This is a genomic window from Pseudomonas sp. CBS, assembly GCF_024734645.1.
Lineage (GTDB): Bacteria > Pseudomonadota > Gammaproteobacteria > Pseudomonadales > Pseudomonadaceae > Aquipseudomonas.
In genome coordinates, this window is the sequence record NZ_CP102929.1 from 6,075,407 (window position 1) to 6,096,849 (window position 21,443).

Sequence of the window (21,443 nt, forward strand, 5' to 3'; positions counted from 1 at the left end):
AAAAGTAAATACAGGATGCACCATGCGTTTTGAGTGGGATGAATCCAAAAACCAAGTAAACATCCGCAAGCACGGCATAGACTTCAACGACGTATCGGATATTTTTCAACATCCAATATTGTCACAACGTGATACTCGAACGGATTATGACGAAGAACGCTGGGTCAGCATTGGCTGGATAAAATTACTGGTAGGTGTAGTTGTATACACCGAGAGGCGGGGTGACGTAATTCGCATTATTTCCGCCCGAAAAGCAACCAAACAGGAGGCCAAATACTATGTCGAAAGCATCGAAAACTGACTGGGAGCGCCTGGCTAAGATGGACGATCGGGAGATTGATACCAGCGACATCCCCGAGTTGGGAGAAGACTTCTTCCGTCGTGCCGAATTGCGTGTGCCGGTCAAGCAGGCAGTTACTATCCGTCTGGATGCTGACGTTCTTGAGTGGTTCAAGGGGCAAGGGACTGGCTATCAGACGCGCATCAATCAGTTGCTGCGCCAGTATATGCAGGCACATCAAGGCTGATAGAGCACTGGCGAGGGCAGCCCTGCCTTACCGGCAGGGCTGAACCCGTTTGGCTCAGGCGGTTTTTTCCGTGCCGAGCCATCGATAGGTAATACCGCCGATCACTGCACCGAGGATCGGCGCCAGCCAGAACATCCACAACTGCTGGAGCGCCCAGCCGCCGACAATCAGCGCCGGGCCGGTACTGCGGGCCGGGTTGACCGAGGTGTTGGTGACCGGGATCGAGATCAGGTGGATCAGTGTCAACGCGAGGCCGATGGCGATCGGCGCGAAACCCGCCGGCACACGGCGGTCGGTGGCGCCGAGGATGATCAGCACGAACATGGCCGTCATCACCAGCTCGCACACAAACCCCGCTGCCATCGAATAACCACCGGGTGAGTGCTCGCCGTAGCCGTTGCTGGCCAGGCCCGAGGCCAGTTCGAACCCTGGCTTGCCGCTGGCTATGAAGTACAACAACGCAGCGGCGACGATGCCGCCGATGACCTGGGAGATGATGTACGCCGGTAACTCCCTGGCCGGAAACCTTCCGCCCACTACCAGCCCCACGGACACCGCAGGGTTCAGGTGGCAACCGCTGATGTGCCCGATGGCGAATGCCATGGTCAGCACCGTGAGCCCGAACGCCAGGGCCACACCCAGTACCCCGATCCCGACGGGCGACGATGCGGCCAGTACCGCACTGCCGCAGCCACCCAACACCAGCCAAAACGTACCCAGTCCTTCCGTAACGGAACGCTTGAACAGTGACATGAACACATCCTTAGTAGATTGCTCTATCTGATTAACGGGTCTTTGACGCTTCCCTGCTGCCTTAAATCAGGGCCCTCCTGGGGCCTGATTGGAGTACAGCAGGATTGTGTCGCAAGACCAGCGGGATAGAGAAAACTGTCAGAATTGTTCGGAATTGAGGTCGCAGTTAACCAACGGAATCAGTCTATTCCGACGAACCCGCCGGTCTGGTGTTGCCACAGTCGTGCATACAAACCGCCGTGTGCGAGCAATTCGGCATGGCTGCCGCTTTCGGCAATCTGGCCTTTTTCCAGCACCACCAGCCTGTCCATTCTGGCAATGGTGGAAAGCCGGTGGGCGATGGCGATTACCGTCTTGCCCTGCATCAGGGTTTCCAGGCTTTCCTGGATTGCGGCTTCCACTTCCGAATCCAGTGCCGAGGTGGCTTCGTCCATGATCAGGATCGGCGCGTCCTTGAGCAGTACCCGGGCGATGGCGATGCGCTGACGTTGCCCGCCGGAGAGTTTGACCCCGCGTTCACCGACGTGGGCGTCCAGGCCAGTACGGCCCTCAGCGTCCGACAGCAACGGGATGAACTCATCGGCGCGGGCCTTGTGCACGGCGGCCCAAAGCTCTTCGTTGGTGGCGTCCGGCTTGCCATACAGCAGGTTGTCGCGGATCGAGCGGTGCAGCAGCGAGGTGTCCTGGGTGATCATGCCGATCTGTTCGCGCAGGGTTTCCTGGGCGACTTCGGCGATGTTCTGGCCGTCGATCAGGATGCGTCCGCCTTGCAGGTCGTACAGGCGCAACAGCAGGTTGACCAGGGTGGATTTACCCGCGCCGGACGGACCGATCAGGCCGATTTTTTCACCCGGTTTAATGTCCAGGTTCAGGCCGCTGATGATTCCGCTCTTCTTGCCGTAGTGGAAATCCACTTGATCGAACCGCACCTCGCCATGGGGCACTTCCAGGCGCGGGGCATTCTCGCGGTCGGTCACTGCCAGCGGTTGGGCGATGGTTTTCAGGCCGTCCTGGACCATGCCGATGTTTTCGAAAATGCCGTTGACCACCCACATGATCCAGCCGGACATGTTGACGATACGAATCACCAGGCCGGTGGCCAGGGCAATGGCGCCCACTGAAATCAGGGATTGGGTCCACAGCCACAGGGCCAGCCCGGTGGTGAAGACAATCAGCAGGCCGTTCATGGTGGTGATCACGATGTCCATGCTGGTCACGACACGGCTGGCCAGCTGGGTTTTCTCGGTCTGCTCGACGATGGCTTCCTTGGCGTAGTTCTGCTCGTAATTCGTATGAGCGAACAGCTTCAAGGTGGTGATGTTGGTGTAGCCGTCGACAATCCGTCCCATCAATTTGGAACGTGCCTCGGAGGAAATCACCGAGCGTTCCTTGACCCGTGGCACGAAGTACCGCAGGGCCAGGCTGTAGGCGATGATCCAGGTGATCAGCGGGATCATCAGGCGCCAGTCCGCTTCGGCGAACAGCACCAGGGCGCTGATGGCGTAGATCGCCACGTGCCAGATCGCGTCCACGGCGGCCACCGCCGAGTCGCGCAGGGAGTTGCCAGTTTGCATGATGCGCTGGGCAATGCGCCCGGCGAAGTCGTTCTGGAAGAAGTTAAGGCTCTGCTTGAGCACATAGCTGTGGTTCTGCCAGCGAATCAGGCTGGTCATGCCGGGACTGATGGTCTGGTGCACCAGCAGGTCATGCAGGGCGCCGAAGATCGGGCGCAGCAGCAGGGCGACCACGGCCATCCAGATCAGCTCGGTGGCGTGGATCTGGAAGAAGTTGGCGGGCGGCGTGCCCTGAGCCAGGTCGATGATGCGGCTCAGGTAGCTGAACAGTGCCACTTCGATCAGCGCGCCGATCAGGCCCACCACCAGCAAGGCGGCAAAGCACGGCCATACCTGGCGCAGGTAATAGATGTAGAAGGGCAGGACTTTATCGGGAGGGGCCGCGCTGGGAGCGTCGCGGAAGATGTCGATCAGTTGTTCAAAACGACGATAGAGCATTAGGTATGACGCCCGCGCGGCGGGCTCTCCTGTTCAAATGCGCGCGGTGCCTCGGGGGCACCGCGCGAAACTCCCTGTAGCCTTCAGTCGATGCGCTTGGCCGACTTGATCAGGACAGGATCGATTGGCACGTTCTGCATGCCCTGTTTGGTGGTGGTTTGCGAGTTGACGATGATGTCGACCACGTCCATGCCCTTGACCACTTTGGCAAATACCGCGTAACCCGCATCACGGCCCGGGTCGAGGAAGGCATTGTCTGCAACGTTGATGAAGAATTGGCTGGTGGCGGAGTTCGGGTCGTTGGTACGCGCCATCGACAGGGTGCCGCGCACGTTATGCAGGCCGTTGCTGGCTTCGTTCTTGATCGGTGCTTCGGTCGGCTTTTGCGACATTTGCGACGTGAACCCACCGCCCTGCACCATGAAGCCCGGGATTACCCGGTGAAAAATGGTGTTGGTGTAGAAGCCTTTGTCGACATAGGCCAGGAAGTTCTTGGTACTGATCGGGGCCTTGACCGGGTCCAGTTCGATCTCGATGTCGCCATTGGTGGTGGTGATCAATACGTGAGGTGCCTTGGCGGGTTCAGCCGCCATCAGGTTGGCAGCGAACAGTACGGAACCGGCAAAGAAGGCGATTTTTTTCAGCATGGGTCAGTGATCCTGGGTTGTGGTTTCGACTGTCTTGAGAAAATCGAGCAGGGTGTTGTTGAAGTGTTCGGGTTGGTCCAGCGGCGTGGCATGGCGGGAATCCTCGATCACCACCAGCCGCGCATCGGGCAGCAGTTTTACATAGATTTCTTTCTGCGCCACGGGGGTGTAGTCGTGGTCGGCGCTGATGACCAAGGTTGGACAGGAGATTTTCGAAAGTTGTTCCTGTACGCCCCAGCCAACAATCGCATCGAAGCTGGCGAGGTAAGCACGTTTGTCGTTTTTTGCCCAGCGTTCAGCCATCTTGCGCCGCAGTTCGGCTTGTTCGGGCTTGGGAAACAGCATAGTGCCCAAGGCTTTGCCGATGGTGCTCAGGCTGAGAACGCGGGCCAGGCTCCAACGTTTTGCCCACTGCCAGTAATCGCCGGCAGTGCGAACCTTGACCTGAGGCGCACTGTTGACGATGCACAGGCTCTTGAGCATTTGTGGCTCATCCACCGCCAGTTGAAAGGCGATCATGCCGCCCATGGACAAGCCGACCACGTGGGCCGGGGGCAGCTGCAGGTGTTCGATCAAGGCCACCAGGTCGGCGGTGAAACCCGCGATACTGTAGCGCTCCCGGGGTTTGTCGGAGCGTCCATGACCGCGCACATCCACCACGATCAACCAGTAGTGTTGTGACAGTACCGGCACTTGCAGCTCCCAATCCAGGCAACTGGAGCCCAGGCCGTGGATCAGGATCAGCGGTGAGCCATGGCCATATTCCTCGTAATGCAGGGTGCAACCTTCATGTTCGAAATAGGCCATGGGAACTCCTTTTCAGGCTTGCTGGGGTGCGGCGAACGGCGCGTCCAGCGGGGCGGTGTCGAAGGTGCGCAGCAACTCGACGAGAATCTGCGTGGCCGGGCCCAGGGGTTTGTCCTTGTTCGAGTAAAGATAGAAGGTCGGGTTGCGGCTGCCACCTCGTTCCAGGGGCAGTAGCTTGAGCAGGCCTTCCTTGAGTTCGCGTTCGATCAGGTGCCGGGGTAACCAGGCGAAACCCAGGCCGCTGCTGACAAAGGTGGCGGCGGTGGGCAGGCTGCCGACGGTCCAGCGCTGTTCGGCACCGAGCCAGCCGACGTCCCGCGGCTGCTGGCGGCCGGAGTCGCGGATCACCACCTGCATGTGGCTTTCCAGGTCCTGGAAGCTCAGTTCGCGGTGCAGTTGGTGCAGCGGATGTTCGGGGTGGGCCACGGCGACAAATTCGACGTCGCTCATTTCCGTCCCCAGGTAACCCGGAATGATGAACCCGCTGATCGCGAGGTCGGCCATGCCGTCCATCAACAGCTCTTCGACACCGGACAACACCTCTTCACGCAGGCGTACCCGACAGCCACGGCTTTGCGGCATAAAGGCGGTGAGGGCGCGCACCAGACGGGCGTTGGGGTAGGCCGCGTCGACCACCAGCCGCACTTCGGCCTCCCAGCCTTGTTCCATATGGTGGGCCAGGTCTTCAAGCTGGCTGGCGTTTTTCACCAGTTGCCGGGAGCGGCGCAGCAGCACTTCACCCGCTTCGGTGAGCACCGCCTTGCGCCCGTCGATGCGCAGCAGCGGCACGCCGAGTTGGTCCTGCATACGGGCCACGGTGTAGCTCACCGAGGATTGCGAGCGGTGCAGCGCTTCGGCCGCCTGGGCGAAGCCGCCATGGTCGACCACGGCTTGCAGGGTGCGCCATTGATCAAGGGTAACGCGGGGCGCTTTCAAGATGAGCTCCTCTTGTCCTAAGCTGGCGGTCCTTATTGGAGACTGCCGAATGAGAAAATTCTGTTGTGTGCTGCTGACGCTGCTGCCGTTGAGTGCGTTTGCATTCAGTACCGATGTGACGAAAGACATTCAGGGCGTGAAGATCGATTACAGCGCGTCGGACGTCGACAGCACTATCAGTTCGATCCAACTCACCAACTACGGCCCCAATGACGCGGAGTGCAAGGTACGCTTTACCAACGGCCCGGAAGCCCCGCGTACCCGCAAGGTCACGGTTGCAGCAGGGAAAACCACCAATACCACGGTCAAATTCAACCGTGCCGTTATCAAGATGCGTATCCAGCTCACCTGCGCACCGAAATAAGGCAAAAGCGGAGGATGCCCACAGCAATACTCCGCTTATAAACAAATTTCTAGATGGGTTATAGCAATTTTTTACGCTTTTTAATCGAACGGGCTCTGATTAACCTTCACTCCATCGCCTTACAGCATTCACCGATGGAGCTTACATAATCATGGCCCGTGTTCTGATCATCGAAAGCAGCGCCCGTCAGCAGGACTCAATCTCCCGCCAACTGACCCAACAATTCATCAGCCAATGGAAAATCGCCCACTCGGCTGATCAGATCACCGTGCGTGACCTCGCCATCAACCCGGTGCCGCACTTGGACGCCAATCTGTTGGGCGGCTGGATGAAACCTGCCGAACAGCGCAGCACGCTCGAACAGGCTTCCCTGGATCGCTCCAACGAACTGACCGATGAGCTGCTGGCCGCCGATGTATTGGTGATGGCCGCACCGATGTACAACTTCGCGATTCCCAGCACCCTGAAAGCCTGGCTCGACCATGTGCTGCGTGCCGGTGTGACCTTCAAGTACACCGCCACCGGCCCTCAGGGCCTGCTGACCGACAAGCGCGCCTTTGCGCTGACCGCCCGCGGCGGCATTCATGCCGGCGGTAGCACCGATCACCAGGAACCGTACCTGCGTCAGGTCATGGGCTTTATCGGCATCCACGACGTCACGTTCATTCACGCCGAAGGGGTGAATCTGGGCGGTGACTTCCAGGAAAAAGGCGTGAACCAGGCCAAGGCACTGCTCGCCCAAGTGGCATGAGATGTTAATCGTCAGATAATCGCCCGCTGTTTAGATAGCTCCACGCAACCCTTCAAGTACGCGTATCGAACCTCCCTTTGCACTTTTTGCTCCTGAGTGCTCCCGCCCGACTGACGCTTTTAGCGAGGTCGGGTTTTTTTTGCCTTGAGTTTCGTAAAGCCTGGAAAACCGCTAATGTCGCGCCCATTCAAAATGAGGCGAGCATGGGCTATCTACTTGTTGTAACGCTGATCCAGGCGTTTTCCTTCAGCTTGATCGGCGAATACCTGGCCGGTCACGTCGACAGTTACTTCGCGGTGCTGGTGCGCGTGCTGTTGGCCGGGCTGGTGTTTATCCCGCTGACCCGCTGGCGCTCGGTAGAACCGGCGTTCATGCGCGGCATGCTGTTGATCGGCGCGCTGCAGTTTGGCGTGACTTACGTGTGTCTGTATTTGAGCTTCAGAGTACTGACGGTGCCGGAGGTGTTGCTGTTCACCATCCTGACGCCGCTGCACGTGACCCTGATCGAAGACGCCTTGAACCGCCGCTTCAATCCGTGGGCGCTGGTGGCCGCATTGGTAGCCGTGACGGGAGCGGCGGTGATCCGCTTTGACCAGATCACCCCGAACTTCTTCGTGGGCTTCCTGCTGCTGCAACTGGCCAACTTCACCTATGCCGCCGGGCAGGTGCTTTATAAGCACTTGGTGGCGCGTCATCCAAGTGATCTGCCGCACTACCGGCGCTTTGGTTACTTCTACCTCGGCGCGTTGGCGGTGGCGTTGCCGGCGTTCCTGATGTTCGGAAAGGCCAACTTCCTGCCGGAAGCGCCGTTGCAATGGGGCGTGCTGGTATTCCTGGGCTTGGTCAGCACAGCACTGGGCATGTACTGGTGGAACAAGGGCGCGTGCATGGTCAACGGTGGCACATTGGCGGTGATGAACAACCTGCATGTGCCGGTGGGGTTGTTGCTGAACTTGCTGATCTGGAATCAGCACGAGCCGCTCGGCAGGCTGTTCCTGGGGGGCTCGGTGATCCTGGCGGCGGTGTGGATCAGCCGGTTGGGCCTGCGGTCGTCGGCGCCAATTGCGTCACCAAAAAATCAATGAACGCGCGGGTCTTTTGCGGCACGCGTCGCGCGGACGAGTAAACCGCGTTGATGGTGATTGCCGGCGCCTGCCATTCACAGAGCACCGGCACCAGGCGCCCGGCGTTCAGGGCGTCTTCGACGATAAAGTCCGGCAACAGGGCGATGCCCATCCCGGCTTCTGCCGCCTGGGCCAGGAGGTCGCCGTTGTTGGCGTGCAGAGGGCCGGTAACGTTGACCCGCTGGGTTTCCTGGCCCTTGCTCAGTTGCAGGCTGACGCCGCTTTGCAGATACCCATAATTGAGGCACTGGTGCTGGCGCAGGTCTTGCGGGGTTTGCGGTGTGCCCGCGCGTGCCAGGTAGGCGGGCGCGGCCACCATGACCCGTGGCGCCGGCGCGAGCTGGCGGGCGATCATCGTTGAGTCGGGCATGCTGGCGATGCGGATAGTCACGTCGAAACCACCGCGTACCGGGTCGACCTGTTGGTCGCTGAGCACCAACTGCAGTTCGATATGTGGATGCTGTTCATGGAACAGCGGAATCAATCTTCCCAGGCGATGCAGTCCGAATGACATCGGCGCATTGACCCGCAACACTCCCCGTAACTCCCCGATGCCGTCTCTGGCCCGCTGTTCGGCCTCGTCCAGGGCGGCCAGTACTTCACGCGCCGCTTCAAAATACTCGGCCCCAGCCTCCGTCAAATGCAGGCTGCGGGTGGTGCGCTGAAGCAGTTGCACGCCTATGGCTTCTTCCAGCGCCTGAATCTGTTTGCTGACTTTTGAGCGCGGTACGTCCATGGCCCGCGCGGCAGCCGCAAAGCCGTTCTCGCCGACGGTGACGACAAACGCGCGCATGCATTCAATGCGATCCATGATTGTCCCTTTTTTAGAATCAATGATTCTCGATTTTAGGTAATTGTCTCGATTTTATCCAGCCCGTAAAGTTACTTCCAAGCCGCCAGCAAAGCTTCACAGCGGCGCTGAACGCACCCCTTACCGAATCGAAAACATTAAAAGGAAGTCACCATGTCTATTCGCGAATTGCTCAACCCAACCAACTCCACCCTGATCCTGATCGACCACCAGCCACAGATGGCCTTTGGCGTGCAGTCGATCGATCGCCAGACCCTGAAGAACAACACGGTGGCGCTGGCCAAGGCGGCCAAGATCTTCGATGTGCCGACCATCCTGACCTCGGTTGAGACCAAGAGCTTCAGCGGCTATATCTGGCCGGAGCTGTTGAATGTGTTCCCGGACCAGCAGCCGATTGAGCGCACGTCGATGAACTCCTGGGAAGACAAGGCATTGGTGGCAGCGGTGAAGGCCACCGGGCGCAAGAAGCTGATCATGGCGGCCCTGTGGACCGAGGTTTGCCTGAACTTCCCGGCCTTGGAGGCCCTGGCCGAAGGCTACGAGGTATACATCGTCACCGACGCCTCCGGCGGCACCAGCAAAGAAGCGCATGACATGTCGGTGCAGCGGATGATTCAGGCCGGCGCGGTACCGGTCACCTGGCAGCAAGTGCTGCTGGAATACCAGCGTGACTGGGCTCACAAAGAGACTTACGACGCGGTGATGGGCCTGGTCCTGGAGCACAGCGGCGCTTACGGCATGGGCGTGGATTACGCCTACACCATGGTGCATGGCGCGCCGCAGCGTCAGGTCAAGTAAGGCTGAACGCAAAAAAACGGCACAACGCAGGTTGTGCCGTTTTTTGTTGTTACATCACTGCCTTTTCCGCCGGGGGCAGGTGACTGGCCCCCAGCACCGCCGGCAACATCCCGGCCCGCAAGTCACCGCCACTCGGCTGCTGGTACAGGCTCAAGCCAAACTCCGGCAGTACTGCCAGCAGGTAGTCGAAGATATCGCCCTGGATCCGCTCGTAGTCGGCCCATGCGGTGGTGCGTGTGAAGCAGTAGATCTCCAGCGGGATGCCTTGAGCGGTCGTCTGCATCTGCCGCACCATGCAGGTCATGTTCGGCTGGATTTCCGGGTGGCTTTTCAGATAGGCCAAGGCATACGCGCGGAAGGTGCCGATGTTGGTCATGCGCCGGCGGTTCGCCGACATCGCGGCGACGTTCCCCTGGGCTTCGTTCCAGGCTTTGAGTTCGGCCTTTTTGCGGCTCATGTAGTCGGTCAGCAGGTGTACCTGGGTGAGCTTCAGCTCTTCGTCATCGCGGATGAAACGCACACCGCTGGCGTCGATATACAGGCTTCGCTTGATCCGCCGGCCACCTGAGGCTTGCATGCCACGCCAGTTCTTGAAGGATTCGGACATCAAGCGCCAGGTGGGAATCGAGACGATGGTCTTGTCGAAGTTCTGCACCTTCACAGTGTGCAGGGTGATGTCGACCACGTCACCGTCCGCGCCGACCTGCGGCATTTCGATCCAGTCGCCGACCCGCAGCATGTCGTTGCTGGTCAATTGCACGCTGGCGACGAACGACAGCAGGGTGTCCTTGTAGACCAACAGAATCACCGCCGACATTGCACCCAGACCGGAAAGCAGCAGCAGTGGCGAGCGGTCGATCAACGTGGCGACGATGATGATGGCGCCAAACACGAACAGCACCATTTTCGCCAACTGCACGTAGCCCTTGATCGAGCGGGTGCGGGCGTGTTCGGTGCGGGCGTAGATATCCAGCAGGGCGTTGAGCAGGGCGCTGATCGCCAGCACCATGAACAGAATGGTGAACGCCAGGGCGACATTGCCGATGAACAGGGTGGCGGTCTTGCTCAAGTCCGGCACCAGGTACAGGCCGAACTGGATCACCAGCGACGGCGTCATCTGCGCCAGGCGGTGGAAGACTTTGTTGTGCCGCAGGTCGTTGAGCCAGTGCAGCGCGGGTTGCCGGCCCAGCAACTTGACGGCGTGCAGGATGAGGTAGCGCGCCACTCGTCCGAGCAGCAATGCCACCACCAGCAACACCACCAGCGCCAGGCTGGAGTGCAGCAGCGGATGTTCGTCGAGGGTGCCCCAAAGGTCTTTGACGTTGAGCCAGAGCTGTTTGATATCCATGGGTAAACGCGATTCTTCTGTAGGACGTGACGGGGCGATTAGAGCATTTAAGTCAGTCAAAGTTGTCGTTGTGGACAAATTCCCTGACAAAAAAGCGGCTGATTAACGCAGTTCGCGTAAAGAAACTCGGCCTGAGCGCCCGAAACCGTTACCCTATGCAGCTGTTTTTTGTATTTCTTCGAGGTAGCACCCGTGTTTTCCCAATTCGCCCTGCACGAACGCCTGCTCAAAGCCGTGGCCGAGCTTAAATTTGTCGAGCCAACGCCTGTGCAAGCAGCGGCCATCCCGCTCGCGCTCGAAGGGCGTGACCTGCGGGTGACGGCTCAAACCGGGAGTGGCAAGACCGCCGCCTTCGTCCTGCCGATTCTTAACCGTCTGATCGGCCCGGCGAAAGTCCGCGTCAGCATCAAGACCCTGATCCTGCTGCCAACCCGCGAACTGGCCCAGCAGACCTTGAAGGAAGTGGAGCGCTTCTCGCAGTTCACCTTCATCAAGTCCGGCCTGATCACCGGCGGCGAAGACTTCAAGGTCCAGGCTGCCATGCTGCGCAAGGTGCCGGACATCCTGATCGGCACCCCGGGTCGGATGATCGAACAACTGAACGCCGGCAACCTGGACCTCAAGGAAGTTGAAGTCCTGGTGCTCGACGAAGCCGACCGCATGCTCGACATGGGCTTTGCCGACGACGTGCAGCGCCTGGTGCAAGAGTGTGTGAATCGCCAGCAGACCATGCTGTTCTCGGCCACCACCGGTGGTTCGACCCTGCGCGACATGGTCGCCAAGGTCCTGAACAACCCGGAGCATCTGCAGGTCAACAACGTCAGCGACCTGAACTCGACCACCCGTCAGCAGATCATCACCGCTGACCACAACGTGCACAAAGAGCAGATCCTCAACTGGTTGCTGGCCAACGAGACCTATCAGAAGGCTATCGTGTTCACCAACACCCGGGCCATGGCCGACCGCATCTACGGTCGCCTGGTGGCTCAGGAGTACAAGGCGTTCGTTCTGCACGGTGAGAAAGACCAGAAGGACCGCAAGCTGGCCATCGACCGCCTCAAGCAAGGCGGCGTGAAGATCCTGGTGGCTACCGACGTTGCCGCCCGTGGCCTGGACGTGGATGGCCTGGACATGGTGATCAACTTTGATATGCCCCGCAGCGGCGACGAATACGTACACCGTATCGGCCGTACCGGGCGTGCCGGCAACGATGGCCTGGCGATCTCGCTGATCTGCCATGGCGACTGGAACCTGATGTCGAGCATCGAGCGCTACTTGAAGCAGTCGTTCGAGCGCCGCACCATCAAGGAAGTCAAAGGCACCTACGGCGGGCCGAAGAAGGTCAAGGCGTCGGGCAAGGCTGTTGGCGTGAAGAAGAAAAAGGTCGACGCCAAGGGCGACAAGAAGAAGGCCGGTGCCAAGTCGCCGACCAAACGCAAGATTGCCAACCGTCCGAAGACCGACAACCTCTCGTTGGTCAGCAAGGACGGCATGGCGCCTCTGAAGCGCCGCAAGCCGGAAGCACCGGCTGCCGAGTAAGGCTTGAGCCATAAAAAAACCGGACAATGTCCGGTTTTTTTCGCCTTAGTTTTTGGTTTTGTCGGTCGCTTCTTTCAGTTCCGTGAGGCGCTGGTCGATCAGTTGGCACTTGTCGGGCAGGTCTGCGCTGGCGGTTTCCAGCTTCATGTTCTGCAGTTCTTCGTTGATCTCCTTGGCCTTCTCTGGATTCTGTTGGGTGAGCTCGGTCACCTTCTTGGCCAGTTGCTCACGTTTGGCGGTGGCTTCTTCCGGCGTGCAGGCCCAGGCGGGCAGGGCGGCAAGCAGCGTGGCCGCCACGGTCATATTCAGCAGGGTTTTCATAATTCGGACCTCCATGGCGATGATGTTCGGTTGAGGGCCGCGAGCGCTTAAAAGTTCAGCGAAATTGCGCCTGTCCACTAGGCTGAACGGACGATGGCCCGGCATGTCACACCTTTGAAGGGCCTATTTCGTGTGCCTTCAGGAGGAATCAGGATGACGACTTACGATTGGGATTTGATCGAACGATTGCTGCATGAGGTACAGAACGGTGGCGCCAACTTCGCCCCGCGCAAATATGCCGAGGAGGAAGCCGCTGAAAGGGCTAACGCTGGAGAGCCCATCGGTAACCTTGATAAGTTCAAAAAGACCGCAGCGGATTACGAGGCGTTGTTGTTCAAGCACGGCTTTATTGAGTCGAGGTCAGAGGAAGAGTGCGGCAATGGGGAGAATTTCAAATTGACCCCGCGCGGCTCACAGCTGCTGAGCCTGATCGACAGCAGCATCCCCGGCAATAATCACCCCCGGCAGGTGCTGGACGAACAGGCGGATGCGCTGGATCCGGCGACGTTTGATGAAGTGGCTTCGAAAGCACAGATTGCCTGATGTCTACGGGGTGCCAGCCTTCAGGCATTTAAGGGCCTTGAAGTCGCTGCGCACCTTGTCGATCTTCTGCGTGAGCTTCTGGCGTTGCGGTATGGTGCTTTCCGCCATCAGGTCGACGATCAGGCTGCGGGCTGCGGTTTCGGTCTGGGCGTAGGCCTGGCGATATTCCGGCGTCCACAGGCTTTCGCGGTCTACCAGCAGTTGCTCGATCTTCTGTGGGAAATCGCTGCTGTGGCGATCTTTGACCGCTGCGATAAACAGCGTTTGCCAGTGGGCGCGGTTGCCAATCCATTGTTGGTTCTGCTCACCCAAGGCGATCGACCAGGCGGTGACGCGATTCTGCTGGCTGGCGCTTAACGGCCCGAGCCACGCATCGAGGCGCTTGTTCATGCGCTCGGCGCGCTCTTTGATCTGCTGCTCGAGGGGTGGTTTCAGGTATTCGTCCTGACGCTTGCGCAGGTCCTTGGCGAATGCTTGCTCCATATCCTGTACTTGCTGGTCGTCCAGCCCCTGCAGTAGCTCGACGGCGGACGGCGTGATCGCCCGGGCGCTCTCGGCAATGGCTTGCTTGGCTTCGGCGGTACGGGTTTGCAGGGCGGCGTCGGTCACCTGGTTGGTGTCGACCATCTGTTGCAGGCGATCGAGCCAGTCCAGATAGCCCGGCAACTGGGTGGTGCAATGCCAGGCCAGGTGTTCCTTGAGTGTGTCGTTGAACCAGCTCTTCTGCCCGGCATTCATCTCCAGGTAGTCGCTGAGGGTCCAGGGGATGATCACATCCAGATTGCGATAGGCCAGGCCTACCCGATTGCAGCCGGCAAGCACCAGGCTGAGGGTCAGCAACATCACCAGAAGTTTTAAGCGACGCAGCATGGGCGAGTCCTTGCGCAGACGAGGTTATTGCATCTGAACCCGTCAGGGCAGCGACAGTTCAGCTCATCAATAAAACGCTCGCTCTGCTTTTAAGGTCAATAGCCCGTCGCATTGCGAGTTGTGTCCGGAGTAGGCCGAGCAATCGCCGCCGCTGAGGCTGGAGTCGCTGTAGATCAGGTTCAGGTCGACACCCATCCATGGCCGGGAGAATTGCACCGACCAATCGCTGAAACTGCGGATGGAGCTGCCATCGGCAACCGACACCGGGGTGCCTAACTGGTGGGTGGTGTACTTCATGCTGACGCCGATGCCGAACGGCTTGGTGCCGCCGAGGTCGGCGAACAAGGTGCTGTCCTGGCGATCCGGGTCGTTGCTGAAGGAGGCGCCGAAGCGGTTGCCCAGCACGGTCAGGCCGCCGTAGAACTCCTGGCTGTCGAGGGGGCTCAGCTTGGGATAGCTGTAGTGAATCATCCCCAGCTCATAACCCAGGGTCTGGTCAAAAGGGCGCTTGAAGCCCAGGTAGGAATCGACTTCCAGATTGCTGGTAGGGGAAATCCCCATGCTCGGTGAGAACTGGCCGAGGTACAGGCCGCTGCCGTGGCTCAGGTCCAGGCCGCCGTGGAACGAGTCGCTGCCGGGGGCGGTGGGCTTTACCAGGCCTTGAGCCATGCTTCGGCTAGGTGTTGTGCCCAATTTCAGGTCGAAATCACCCAATTCACGCTGGAAAACCTGCGCTTCGGCGAGGGGGCTGGCCAACAGGGCACCGGCCAGGAAAATGCAGGATTTGAGCATGCTTCACTCCATGAAAAGCGAGGAGCAGTAACGGGAGATATCAGGCAAATGCCCGATCTAGACGTGTGCAAGCATACCGGCGATGGTTCGCAGATGAAGCCCGTTCGTCGATTGGTGTAAAAGGGGGTGGGTCAGAGGGGGTTGCGGGCTCTAGTCCTAGCGCCTTGAAAGGCAAAGCGCTTAGGGACCAGGTGTAATGCGCCAGTATTACTTTTTACCCAGGGTGATCTGCTTGGACGGGCCGAAAGTCTGGCCGCTTACGCCTTTGGCGATCTGCTGGATTTCGCCGCCCTGCTTGAGGAATGCAGCGATTTGGCTGTTGATCGATTCGCTGGTTTCAACGGCGGGAGCTGGCTTTGCTTTGCTGTTGGATGCTTTTACGCGCATGGCGGCCACTAACCTGTAGAAAATTAACTTGGCCATGCATCGTACATGAAATGCTTGACAATTGCTTGGCAAATATCCTCCTGAAATATACGGCGGACTTATGAATTGTCTGCAATGAATGATTGAAATAGTCACCTAACTCGCTGTTTTAAATCGAAACCCAGGAAGCAAACATGCCCGGGGCGCCGGCAGAATTCAGGCTGATCATCTGACGAGCGGGGCGCTGCCCGGCAAACCCATGATTTTTCAGGGCCGTACGCCGCTACACGGGACCGCCGCCGTCAACTCGGGTAGAATGCCGCCCACGCAATGAGGGTATTGGAAATGGCTTTAGTCGGGCGCTACAACAGCTTGCAAGTGGTTAAACACACTAACTTTGGTTTGTACCTGGATGGTGATCAAGAGGGCGAAATCCTCTTGCCCAACCGTTATATCCCCAAAGATATTCCCAGTGAAGATGAAGACTGGCTCAACGTTTTTATTTATCTGGACAGCGATGACAAACTTATCGCGACCACCGAAAAACCAAAAGTACAGGTGGGTGAATTTGCCAGTCTGAAAGTGGTTGAAGTCAACAGCATCGGTGTATTCCTCGATTGGGGCCTGCCCAAGGATTTGCTGCTGCCTTACTCCGAAGAAAAGCGTCAGCTGACTGCCGGTGAGTATTGCGTGGTGCACGTCTACCTCGACAAACACACCAAGCGCATCACCGCCACCGCACGCCTTGACCGCTACCTGGACAAGACCCCGGCCACCTACAAGGTCGGCCAGGAAGTTGACTTGCTGGTGGCCGAAGCCACCGACATGGGCTTCAAGGCCATTATCAACAACAAGCACTGGGGCCTGATCCACAAGAACGAAGTGTTCAAGTTCCTGCGTCCGGGCAAGGAAGAGAAAGGCTTCATCAAGGAAATCCGCGCCGACGGCAATATCAGCCTGAGCCTGCAGCCTGTGGGTGAAGAAGCGGCCTCCAGCCTGAACTCGAAGATCCTCGCCAAGTTGCGTGACAACAACGGCACCTTGCCGGTCAGCGATAAAAGCGATCCAGCAGTGATCAGCAGTTTGTTCGGTGTCAGCAAGGGCAACTTCAAGAAGGCCATTGGTGCCCTCTACAAGCAGGGTCACATCGTGATTCACGCGGATCGCATTGAACTAAGCTGATCGCGGTTTGCTCTTTTGTAGGAGCGAGGGGGACGCCTGGTTCTTGCTCGCGAAGAACGTCAAGGCAACGTGTTCATTCAGACTGGGCGCGTTATCGTTGACGACCATCGCGAGCAAGCTCGCTCCTACAAGGGTCACGACGATGTGCAGGAAAACGCTCTTCGCCTACCTCGGCACTTTGCTTGCCTTTCTGATCCTCGACGGCCTTTGGCTCGGCGTCCTCATGGGGCCGACCTACAAAGCGCTGCTCGGCCCACTGATGCTCGATCAGCCGCGCCTGTTCCCGGCTGTGGCGTTCTATCTCCTCTATGTATTCGGTTGTGTGGTGTTTGTCGTCCTTCCGGCTTTGGCGAGCGGCGGCTGGCAACGTGCCGCGCGGCTTGGCGCGTTGCTGGGGCTGGTGGCTTACGGTACCTATGACTTGAGCAATTGGGCGACCTTGCAAGGATGGTCTGCCGGGCTGGCCGTCATGGACATCGCTTGGGGCACCTTTCTGAGTGCGGTTTGCTGCACCGTGGGCTATCAATGTGCACGCAGGGTGCACAATTGATTGTGTACAGGAATCATCTGCACCATCCCTGAGCGAAGCTGCACTGTCTATCTCCGAATAGTCTCGCGTACTAGAGGGATTGTGCCGAGTTTCATTTGATTGGCACGCATTCTGCTCATCAACTCGTATACAAACCATGCCGCCTCCCGTACGCACTCCCGTCGCGGGTGGCAGGCCGGTATTTACGAGGAGCCCTGCGATGACCGAACAATTGCCCAAAGGCTATAGCCCGCGCCTGTACAACCAGGACTTGGGACCGCTGCCGCAAAAATGGAACTGGTACAACATCTTCGCCTTCTGGATGAGCGACGTGCACAGCGTCGGCGGTTACGTATTCGCCGCCAGCCTGTTTGCCCTGGGGCTGGCGAGTTGGCAGGTGTTGATTGCCTTGCTCGCCGGTATCTGCATTGTGCAATTGATCGCCAACCTGGTGGCCAAGCCGAGCCAGCAGGCGGCTGTGCCGTACCCGGTGATCTGCCGGTTGGCCTTTGGGGTTTTTGGGGCGAACATCCCGGCAGTGATTCGCGGCTTGATCGCGGTGGCCTGGTATGGGATCCAGACGTACCTGGCATCCAGCGCACTGATCATTGTGGTGCTGCGCTTTTTCCCACAGATGGCGGTATACGCAGAGCCGCATTTTGCCGGGCTGTCGTACCTGGGCTGGTTTGGTTTCCTCAGCCTGTGGACGCTCCAGGCGCTGGTGTTCTGGGCCGGCATGGAATCCATCCGTCGTTTCATCGACTGGGCGGGGCCCGTCGTCTATGCGGTGATGTTTGCCCTGGCCGGCTGGATCGTCTGGAAGGCGGGCTGGGCGAATATCAGCTTTACGCTGGCGGAAAAGTCGCTGTCAGGCTGGCAGGCGTTTGGCCAAATCATCGTGGCGACCGCCTTGGTGGTTTCGTACTTCTCCGGGCCAACCCTGAATTTCGGTGATTTCAGCCGCTACTGCCGCACGATGAAGGATGTGCGTCGCGGCAATTTCTGGGGCTTACCGGTAAATTTCCTGGCGTTCTCCCTGGTCACCGTGGTGATCGTCTCGGGCACCCTGCCGGTGTTCGGTGAAATGCTCCACGACCCGATTGCCACCGTTTCGCGCATCGACAACGACATGGCCGTGTTGCTGGGGGCGTTCGCCTTTGTTACCGCGACCATCGGTATCAACATCGTCGCCAACTTCGTCTCGCCGGCCTTCGATTTTGCCAACGTGGCACCCAGCAAAATCAGCTGGCGTGCCGGGGGAATGATCGCAGCGGTGGCCTCGATCTTCATCACTCCCTGGAACCTGTTTAACAACCCGTTGATGATCCACTACACCCTCGACATCCTCGCTGCGTTTATCGGGCCGTTGTTCGGGATTCTGCTGGTGGATTTCTATCTGATCAAAAAGCAGAAGATCGATGTGGACGCGCTGTTCGATGACAGCCCGAGCGGGCGCTACTACTTTGACGGCGGTGTGAACTGGACGGCGGTCAAGGCACTGGTGCCCGCGACGCTGGTGGGCGTCGCGATCACCTTTACCCCGGCGCTGCAGGGCATGGCCAACTTCGCCTGGTTTACCGGCTGCTTCCTGGGTGGGCTGTTTTTCCTGGTGCTGGCGCGGCGTGAACAGGTGCGTGCGCCTGTGCCGATGGTTGCCGGCTGACCAGTATCGATCCGGCCACTAATAATCCGGCGCCGGCGACTACCAGCGCCGGTTGCAGGCCACCGCTGAGGTGGCTGCTCACCGATGCCAGCAACGGCCCGCTCAATTGGCCGATTGCAAAGCTGGCAGTCAGCAACCCGGTGCTGCGCTGGTAGCCGTGGGGGGCTACCTCACGCAAGCGCGCCATCACCAGTTGCATGCACGCCAGGAATGGCCCGCCGCACAGCAACACTCCCAACGCCAGGCCCCAACCGTTGCCCAGCAGGCAGGCAAACACCCCGGCTGCTTGCAGCCAAAGGGTGGTCATCAGCCAGCGACGGGTGGTGTCCGGGTCCTTGCGGCGCAAGCTCGCGACCACCACGCCAATCGCGGCAGCCAGGCCAAAGCAGGGCCAGAACAGGTCCGCCTGCCAGGCGCCTTTGAATTGCGCGCTGGCCATCTGTGACAGGAACGTCGCCGGGATGATGTAGCCGAGGCCGTACAACACGTAGATCCAGCACAGGTGGGTGATGCTGCCGTTGCTGGCCACGTCGGTGTGGCTGGCAACGGGCGAGCCGGTGGCGGAAGGCTTGGGCAGGAACGGCAGGATTGCCAGCAGCATGACCAGCGCGACGATGCCATACACCAGCCACAAGGTCGCAGAATCTTGCCCCAGCAGGTTGGAGCCCAGCGCCAGCAGCCCGGTCAACAGAATCCCCAGCCCAGGCCCGGCAAATACCAGCGCACCCAAACGTGGGCGCCCGGCCGCAATGGCCAGCGGCTGACTCAGGCTGGTGATCATCACCAACGCCCAGGCGCTCGCCACGCCGGTACCGAAGCGCAACAGCAGATGCGGCCAGAACCCATGGGCCCAGTACGACGCCAGGGTCAGCAGCACACATAACCACAGCCCACCGTACAAACGCCCGCGCACATGGTGATGGCTGCGAGCGAATATCGAATCCACCGCGCCGACGAAATAGCCCAGGTAGTTGGCCGCCGCGATCAACCCGGCGCCGGTCAGGTCGATCTGGCCTTCGCTGAGTAAATGCGGCATTTGCGGAGTAAGTGCGAAGCGGCCAATGCCCATGGCCATCATCAAGGCGATAAAGCTGGCGGTTAGTCGGATCAGCGGTGACATGATGTTTTTTCCCAGGAGCTGCGAGTGACCATCAGGCTAAAGCGGATTGACTTTCTGTAAAAATGAATAATAGTGAGTAACTTGTTCAGTTTTGGAGAAAGGTGATGGAGTTTAGTCAATTGCGGATTTTCCAGGCCGTGGCGGAGGAGGGCTCCATCACCCGTGCCGCCGAGCGTTTACACCGGGTGCCGTCCAACTTGTCGACCCGGCTTAAACAAATGGAAGAACAGCTCGGCGTCGAACTGTTCGTGCGCGAGCGCCAGCGTTTGCAGCTTTCTCCCGCAGGCAAAGTGCTGTTGGACTACAGCGCGCGCCTGCTGGCCCTGCATGACGAAGCCCATGGCGCGGTGCAAGGCGGGCAACCGGCCGGCGACTTTGTGCTCGGCAGCATGTACAGCACGGCGGCGATTCATTTGCCCAAGCTGCTGGCGCGTTACCACAAGGCGTATCCGATGGTGAACCTGCAGGTGCAGTCGGCCCCCAGTGGTGAGCTGCTGGAAGGCTTGATCACCGGGCGCCTGGATGCCGCGCTGGTGGACGGGCCGTTGACCCTGGCCACCCTCGATGGCGTGCCGCTGTGCGAAGAGCGCCTGCTGCTGATTTGCGAGGCGGATCACCCACCCGTGCGTGGGCCGCAGGATGTTGCCGGCCGTTCGGTGTTCACTTTCCGACGCAGTTGTTCCTACCGGGCGCGTCTGGAAGCCTGGTTTTCCCACGACCGCGTGGCCATGGGCCGGGCCATCGAGATTGAGTCTTACCAGGGCATGCTGGCCTGCGTGATCGCCGGATCCGGGGTGGCGCTGATGTCGGAATCAATGCTCGACAGCTTGCCGGGCAAGGACAGCGTGTCCATTCATCCGTTGGCGGAGCCATTTGCCAGCGCTACCACTTGGTTGATGTGGCGTAAGGGCATGCTCGGCGCTAACCTCAATGCGTGGATTGACCTGCAGCAAGAGGGCAAGGTGCTACCGGAAACCGAAACCCGAGCGATCGCTTGAACGATCCGTCAGGATTTTGATCAATTCAGTAATAGTTCGTTGTGGTTTCGTTCAAGCAATACGTAGGACTTAAGACTACTATCTGTAGGAAGCGGCCACAGAATTCCAGCCGCTCGGCATTACCCCAAGGGGGCACCATGAAAGAGAAACTGCAAAACTGGCTGCACGACCTCGGCGTCGCACTCGGCTTGATCGAGCCACCGCTGCAACCGGTGCCAATCCGCACCGATGACGAGCAGCGTCGCCCGCGTCGCAGGTAAGTCCTGGAAAGCGCTCAAGCACGTTTGTTTGAGCGCGGTCAGGTGGTTTGCCTACCTATTGAAGTCATGATTGATCATGACCTGTCGCTGTGTACTTCCATTCTTCGTCTGGCCTTGGCCGGACGTTTTCGTTTCTGGGATTTGGTGAATTTCCCAAAGCGCCTGCTTTCAGAAAACCCTTCAGGGTTTTGTTTAATAACGCCGCGGTGATACGGATAAGTCGTCCGAACGTGTACGCGTCCGTCAGGCTTTGGCGTTAAGCGTCGGAAGTGGACTACCTGTTTGTCAGAGTTGACTGGCTTATTGAATTCTAAAGATCAGCGTAGGTTGAGTTCCATCACGAAAAGATTTGTATCGTTTGCATTTATGCATACCCCCAACT

At 59.1% G+C, this 21,443-nt stretch carries 25 protein-coding genes; 13 read left to right on the top strand and 12 right to left on the bottom strand.

Features of this window, described 5'->3' with window-relative positions; all coding sequences use genetic code 11:
* Positions 1-22: 22 nt before the first annotated feature.
* Complete coding sequence (locus NVB75_RS27735) at positions 23-301, top strand: BrnT family toxin (protein WP_226475034.1); 279 nt, start codon at positions 23-25, stop codon at positions 299-301.
* Positions 279-527 carry a BrnA antitoxin family protein gene (locus NVB75_RS27740; RefSeq protein WP_003210705.1) on the top strand — a complete coding sequence of 83 codons (249 nt, stop codon included), beginning with the start codon at positions 279-281 and terminating at the stop codon, positions 525-527. The genes NVB75_RS27735 and NVB75_RS27740 overlap by 23 nt, the downstream gene beginning before the upstream one ends.
* A gap of 54 nt (positions 528-581) precedes the next feature.
* Here the strand turns inward: NVB75_RS27740 and aqpZ are convergent, their stop codons facing one another.
* The 5 genes from aqpZ to NVB75_RS27765 form a co-directional block, all read right to left on the bottom strand.
* Entirely contained in the window at positions 582-1,280 is a 699-nt protein-coding gene (gene aqpZ, locus NVB75_RS27745; protein ID WP_226475036.1) for an aquaporin Z, read from the bottom strand.
* 179 nt (positions 1,281-1,459) lie between these two features.
* Entirely contained in the window at positions 1,460-3,292 is a 1,833-nt protein-coding gene (locus tag NVB75_RS27750) for an ABC transporter ATP-binding protein (RefSeq protein WP_258344247.1), read from the bottom strand.
* Positions 3,293-3,375: 83 nt separating this feature from the next.
* Complete coding sequence (locus NVB75_RS27755; protein ID WP_063032494.1) at positions 3,376-3,939, bottom strand: peptidylprolyl isomerase; 564 nt, start codon at positions 3,937-3,939, stop codon at positions 3,376-3,378.
* Between the two features lie 3 nt (positions 3,940-3,942).
* Positions 3,943-4,746, bottom strand: a complete 804-nt coding sequence (locus NVB75_RS27760) for an alpha/beta fold hydrolase (RefSeq protein ID WP_258344248.1) — start codon at positions 4,744-4,746, stop codon at positions 3,943-3,945.
* Positions 4,747-4,758: 12 nt separating this feature from the next.
* Positions 4,759-5,682, bottom strand: coding sequence for a LysR family transcriptional regulator (locus NVB75_RS27765; protein WP_003210710.1), 924 nt, complete (start codon positions 5,680-5,682; stop codon positions 4,759-4,761).
* A 49-nt stretch (positions 5,683-5,731) separates the two neighbouring features.
* Here NVB75_RS27765 and NVB75_RS27770 point away from each other — a divergent pair, with 49 nt between their 5' ends.
* From NVB75_RS27770 to NVB75_RS27780, 3 genes are all read left to right on the top strand, one after another.
* Positions 5,732-6,046 carry a 3-phosphoglycerate kinase gene (locus tag NVB75_RS27770; protein WP_258344249.1) on the top strand — a complete coding sequence of 105 codons (315 nt, stop codon included), beginning with the start codon at positions 5,732-5,734 and terminating at the stop codon, positions 6,044-6,046.
* Positions 6,047-6,197: 151 nt separating this feature from the next.
* Positions 6,198-6,797 (top strand): FMN-dependent NADH-azoreductase, encoded by a 600-nt coding sequence (locus NVB75_RS27775; RefSeq protein WP_258344250.1) that lies wholly within the window; start codon positions 6,198-6,200, stop codon positions 6,795-6,797.
* A 203-nt stretch (positions 6,798-7,000) separates the two neighbouring features.
* A complete protein-coding gene (locus NVB75_RS27780; protein WP_177019664.1) occupies positions 7,001-7,882 on the top strand; it encodes a carboxylate/amino acid/amine transporter in 882 nt (293 codons plus the stop codon).
* Here the strand turns inward: NVB75_RS27780 and NVB75_RS27785 are convergent.
* A complete protein-coding gene (locus tag NVB75_RS27785) occupies positions 7,827-8,732 on the bottom strand; it encodes a LysR family transcriptional regulator (protein WP_258344252.1) in 906 nt (301 codons plus the stop codon). The genes NVB75_RS27780 and NVB75_RS27785 overlap by 56 nt on opposite strands.
* 153 nt (positions 8,733-8,885) lie before the next feature.
* Here NVB75_RS27785 and NVB75_RS27790 point away from each other — a divergent pair, with 153 nt between their 5' ends.
* Positions 8,886-9,530, top strand: a complete 645-nt coding sequence (locus NVB75_RS27790) for a hydrolase (RefSeq protein ID WP_258344254.1) — start codon at positions 8,886-8,888, stop codon at positions 9,528-9,530.
* A gap of 49 nt (positions 9,531-9,579) precedes the next feature.
* Here the strand turns inward: NVB75_RS27790 and NVB75_RS27795 are convergent, their stop codons facing one another.
* Positions 9,580-10,878, bottom strand: a complete 1,299-nt coding sequence (locus tag NVB75_RS27795; protein ID WP_087694815.1) for a mechanosensitive ion channel family protein — start codon at positions 10,876-10,878, stop codon at positions 9,580-9,582.
* A gap of 192 nt (positions 10,879-11,070) precedes the next feature.
* Here NVB75_RS27795 and NVB75_RS27800 point away from each other — a divergent pair, with 192 nt between their 5' ends.
* Positions 11,071-12,417, top strand: a complete 1,347-nt coding sequence (locus NVB75_RS27800) for a DEAD/DEAH box helicase (RefSeq protein WP_063034035.1) — start codon at positions 11,071-11,073, stop codon at positions 12,415-12,417.
* 45 nt (positions 12,418-12,462) lie between these two features.
* On the opposite strand, the gene NVB75_RS27805 is transcribed toward NVB75_RS27800, so the two are convergent.
* Complete coding sequence (locus NVB75_RS27805; protein WP_258344257.1) at positions 12,463-12,738, bottom strand: hypothetical protein; 276 nt, start codon at positions 12,736-12,738, stop codon at positions 12,463-12,465.
* Positions 12,739-12,891: 153 nt separating this feature from the next.
* On the opposite strand from NVB75_RS27805, the gene NVB75_RS27810 reads away from it, so the two are divergent.
* Positions 12,892-13,281: a transcriptional regulator gene (locus NVB75_RS27810; RefSeq protein WP_258344259.1), complete on the top strand. Its 390-nt coding sequence runs from the start codon at positions 12,892-12,894 to the stop codon at positions 13,279-13,281.
* 3 nt (positions 13,282-13,284) lie between these two features.
* Here the strand turns inward: NVB75_RS27810 and NVB75_RS27815 are convergent, their stop codons facing one another.
* The 3 genes from NVB75_RS27815 to NVB75_RS27825 form a co-directional block, all read right to left on the bottom strand.
* Positions 13,285-14,151 (bottom strand): DUF6279 family lipoprotein, encoded by an 867-nt coding sequence (locus tag NVB75_RS27815; RefSeq protein ID WP_258344260.1) that lies wholly within the window; start codon positions 14,149-14,151, stop codon positions 13,285-13,287.
* A 66-nt stretch (positions 14,152-14,217) separates the two neighbouring features.
* Entirely contained in the window at positions 14,218-14,943 is a 726-nt protein-coding gene (locus NVB75_RS27820; protein WP_093200590.1) for a TorF family putative porin, read from the bottom strand.
* A 207-nt stretch (positions 14,944-15,150) separates the two neighbouring features.
* Positions 15,151-15,330: a hypothetical protein gene (locus NVB75_RS27825; protein WP_003210722.1), complete on the bottom strand. Its 180-nt coding sequence runs from the start codon at positions 15,328-15,330 to the stop codon at positions 15,151-15,153.
* A 324-nt stretch (positions 15,331-15,654) separates the two neighbouring features.
* On the opposite strand from NVB75_RS27825, the gene NVB75_RS27830 reads away from it, so the two are divergent.
* The 3 genes from NVB75_RS27830 to NVB75_RS27840 all read left to right on the top strand — a co-directional run bounded on the left by NVB75_RS27830 (position 15,655) and on the right by NVB75_RS27840 (position 18,683).
* The gene (locus tag NVB75_RS27830; protein ID WP_017479141.1) at positions 15,655-16,491 is read left to right on the top strand and encodes a S1 RNA-binding domain-containing protein; all 837 of its coding nucleotides are present in this window, start codon (positions 15,655-15,657) and stop codon (positions 16,489-16,491) included.
* Positions 16,492-16,633: 142 nt separating this feature from the next.
* On the top strand, positions 16,634-17,041 hold the full coding sequence (locus tag NVB75_RS27835) for a DUF2177 family protein (protein ID WP_258348760.1): 408 nt from the start codon (positions 16,634-16,636) through the stop codon (positions 17,039-17,041).
* Positions 17,042-17,240: 199 nt separating this feature from the next.
* Positions 17,241-18,683: an NCS1 family nucleobase:cation symporter-1 gene (locus NVB75_RS27840; protein WP_226475048.1), complete on the top strand. Its 1,443-nt coding sequence runs from the start codon at positions 17,241-17,243 to the stop codon at positions 18,681-18,683.
* On the opposite strand, the gene NVB75_RS27845 is transcribed toward NVB75_RS27840, so the two are convergent.
* Complete coding sequence (locus NVB75_RS27845) at positions 18,595-19,803, bottom strand: MFS transporter (RefSeq protein WP_258344263.1); 1,209 nt, start codon at positions 19,801-19,803, stop codon at positions 18,595-18,597. The genes NVB75_RS27840 and NVB75_RS27845 overlap by 89 nt on opposite strands.
* 104 nt (positions 19,804-19,907) lie before the next feature.
* Here NVB75_RS27845 and NVB75_RS27850 point away from each other — a divergent pair, with 104 nt between their 5' ends.
* Together NVB75_RS27850 and NVB75_RS27855 are read left to right on the top strand one after the other, a co-directional pair.
* Positions 19,908-20,801: a LysR family transcriptional regulator gene (locus NVB75_RS27850; protein ID WP_003210727.1), complete on the top strand. Its 894-nt coding sequence runs from the start codon at positions 19,908-19,910 to the stop codon at positions 20,799-20,801.
* 137 nt (positions 20,802-20,938) lie between these two features.
* Entirely contained in the window at positions 20,939-21,061 is a 123-nt protein-coding gene (locus NVB75_RS27855; protein ID WP_003210728.1) for a PA1414 family protein, read from the top strand.
* Positions 21,062-21,443 lie beyond the last annotated feature (382 nt).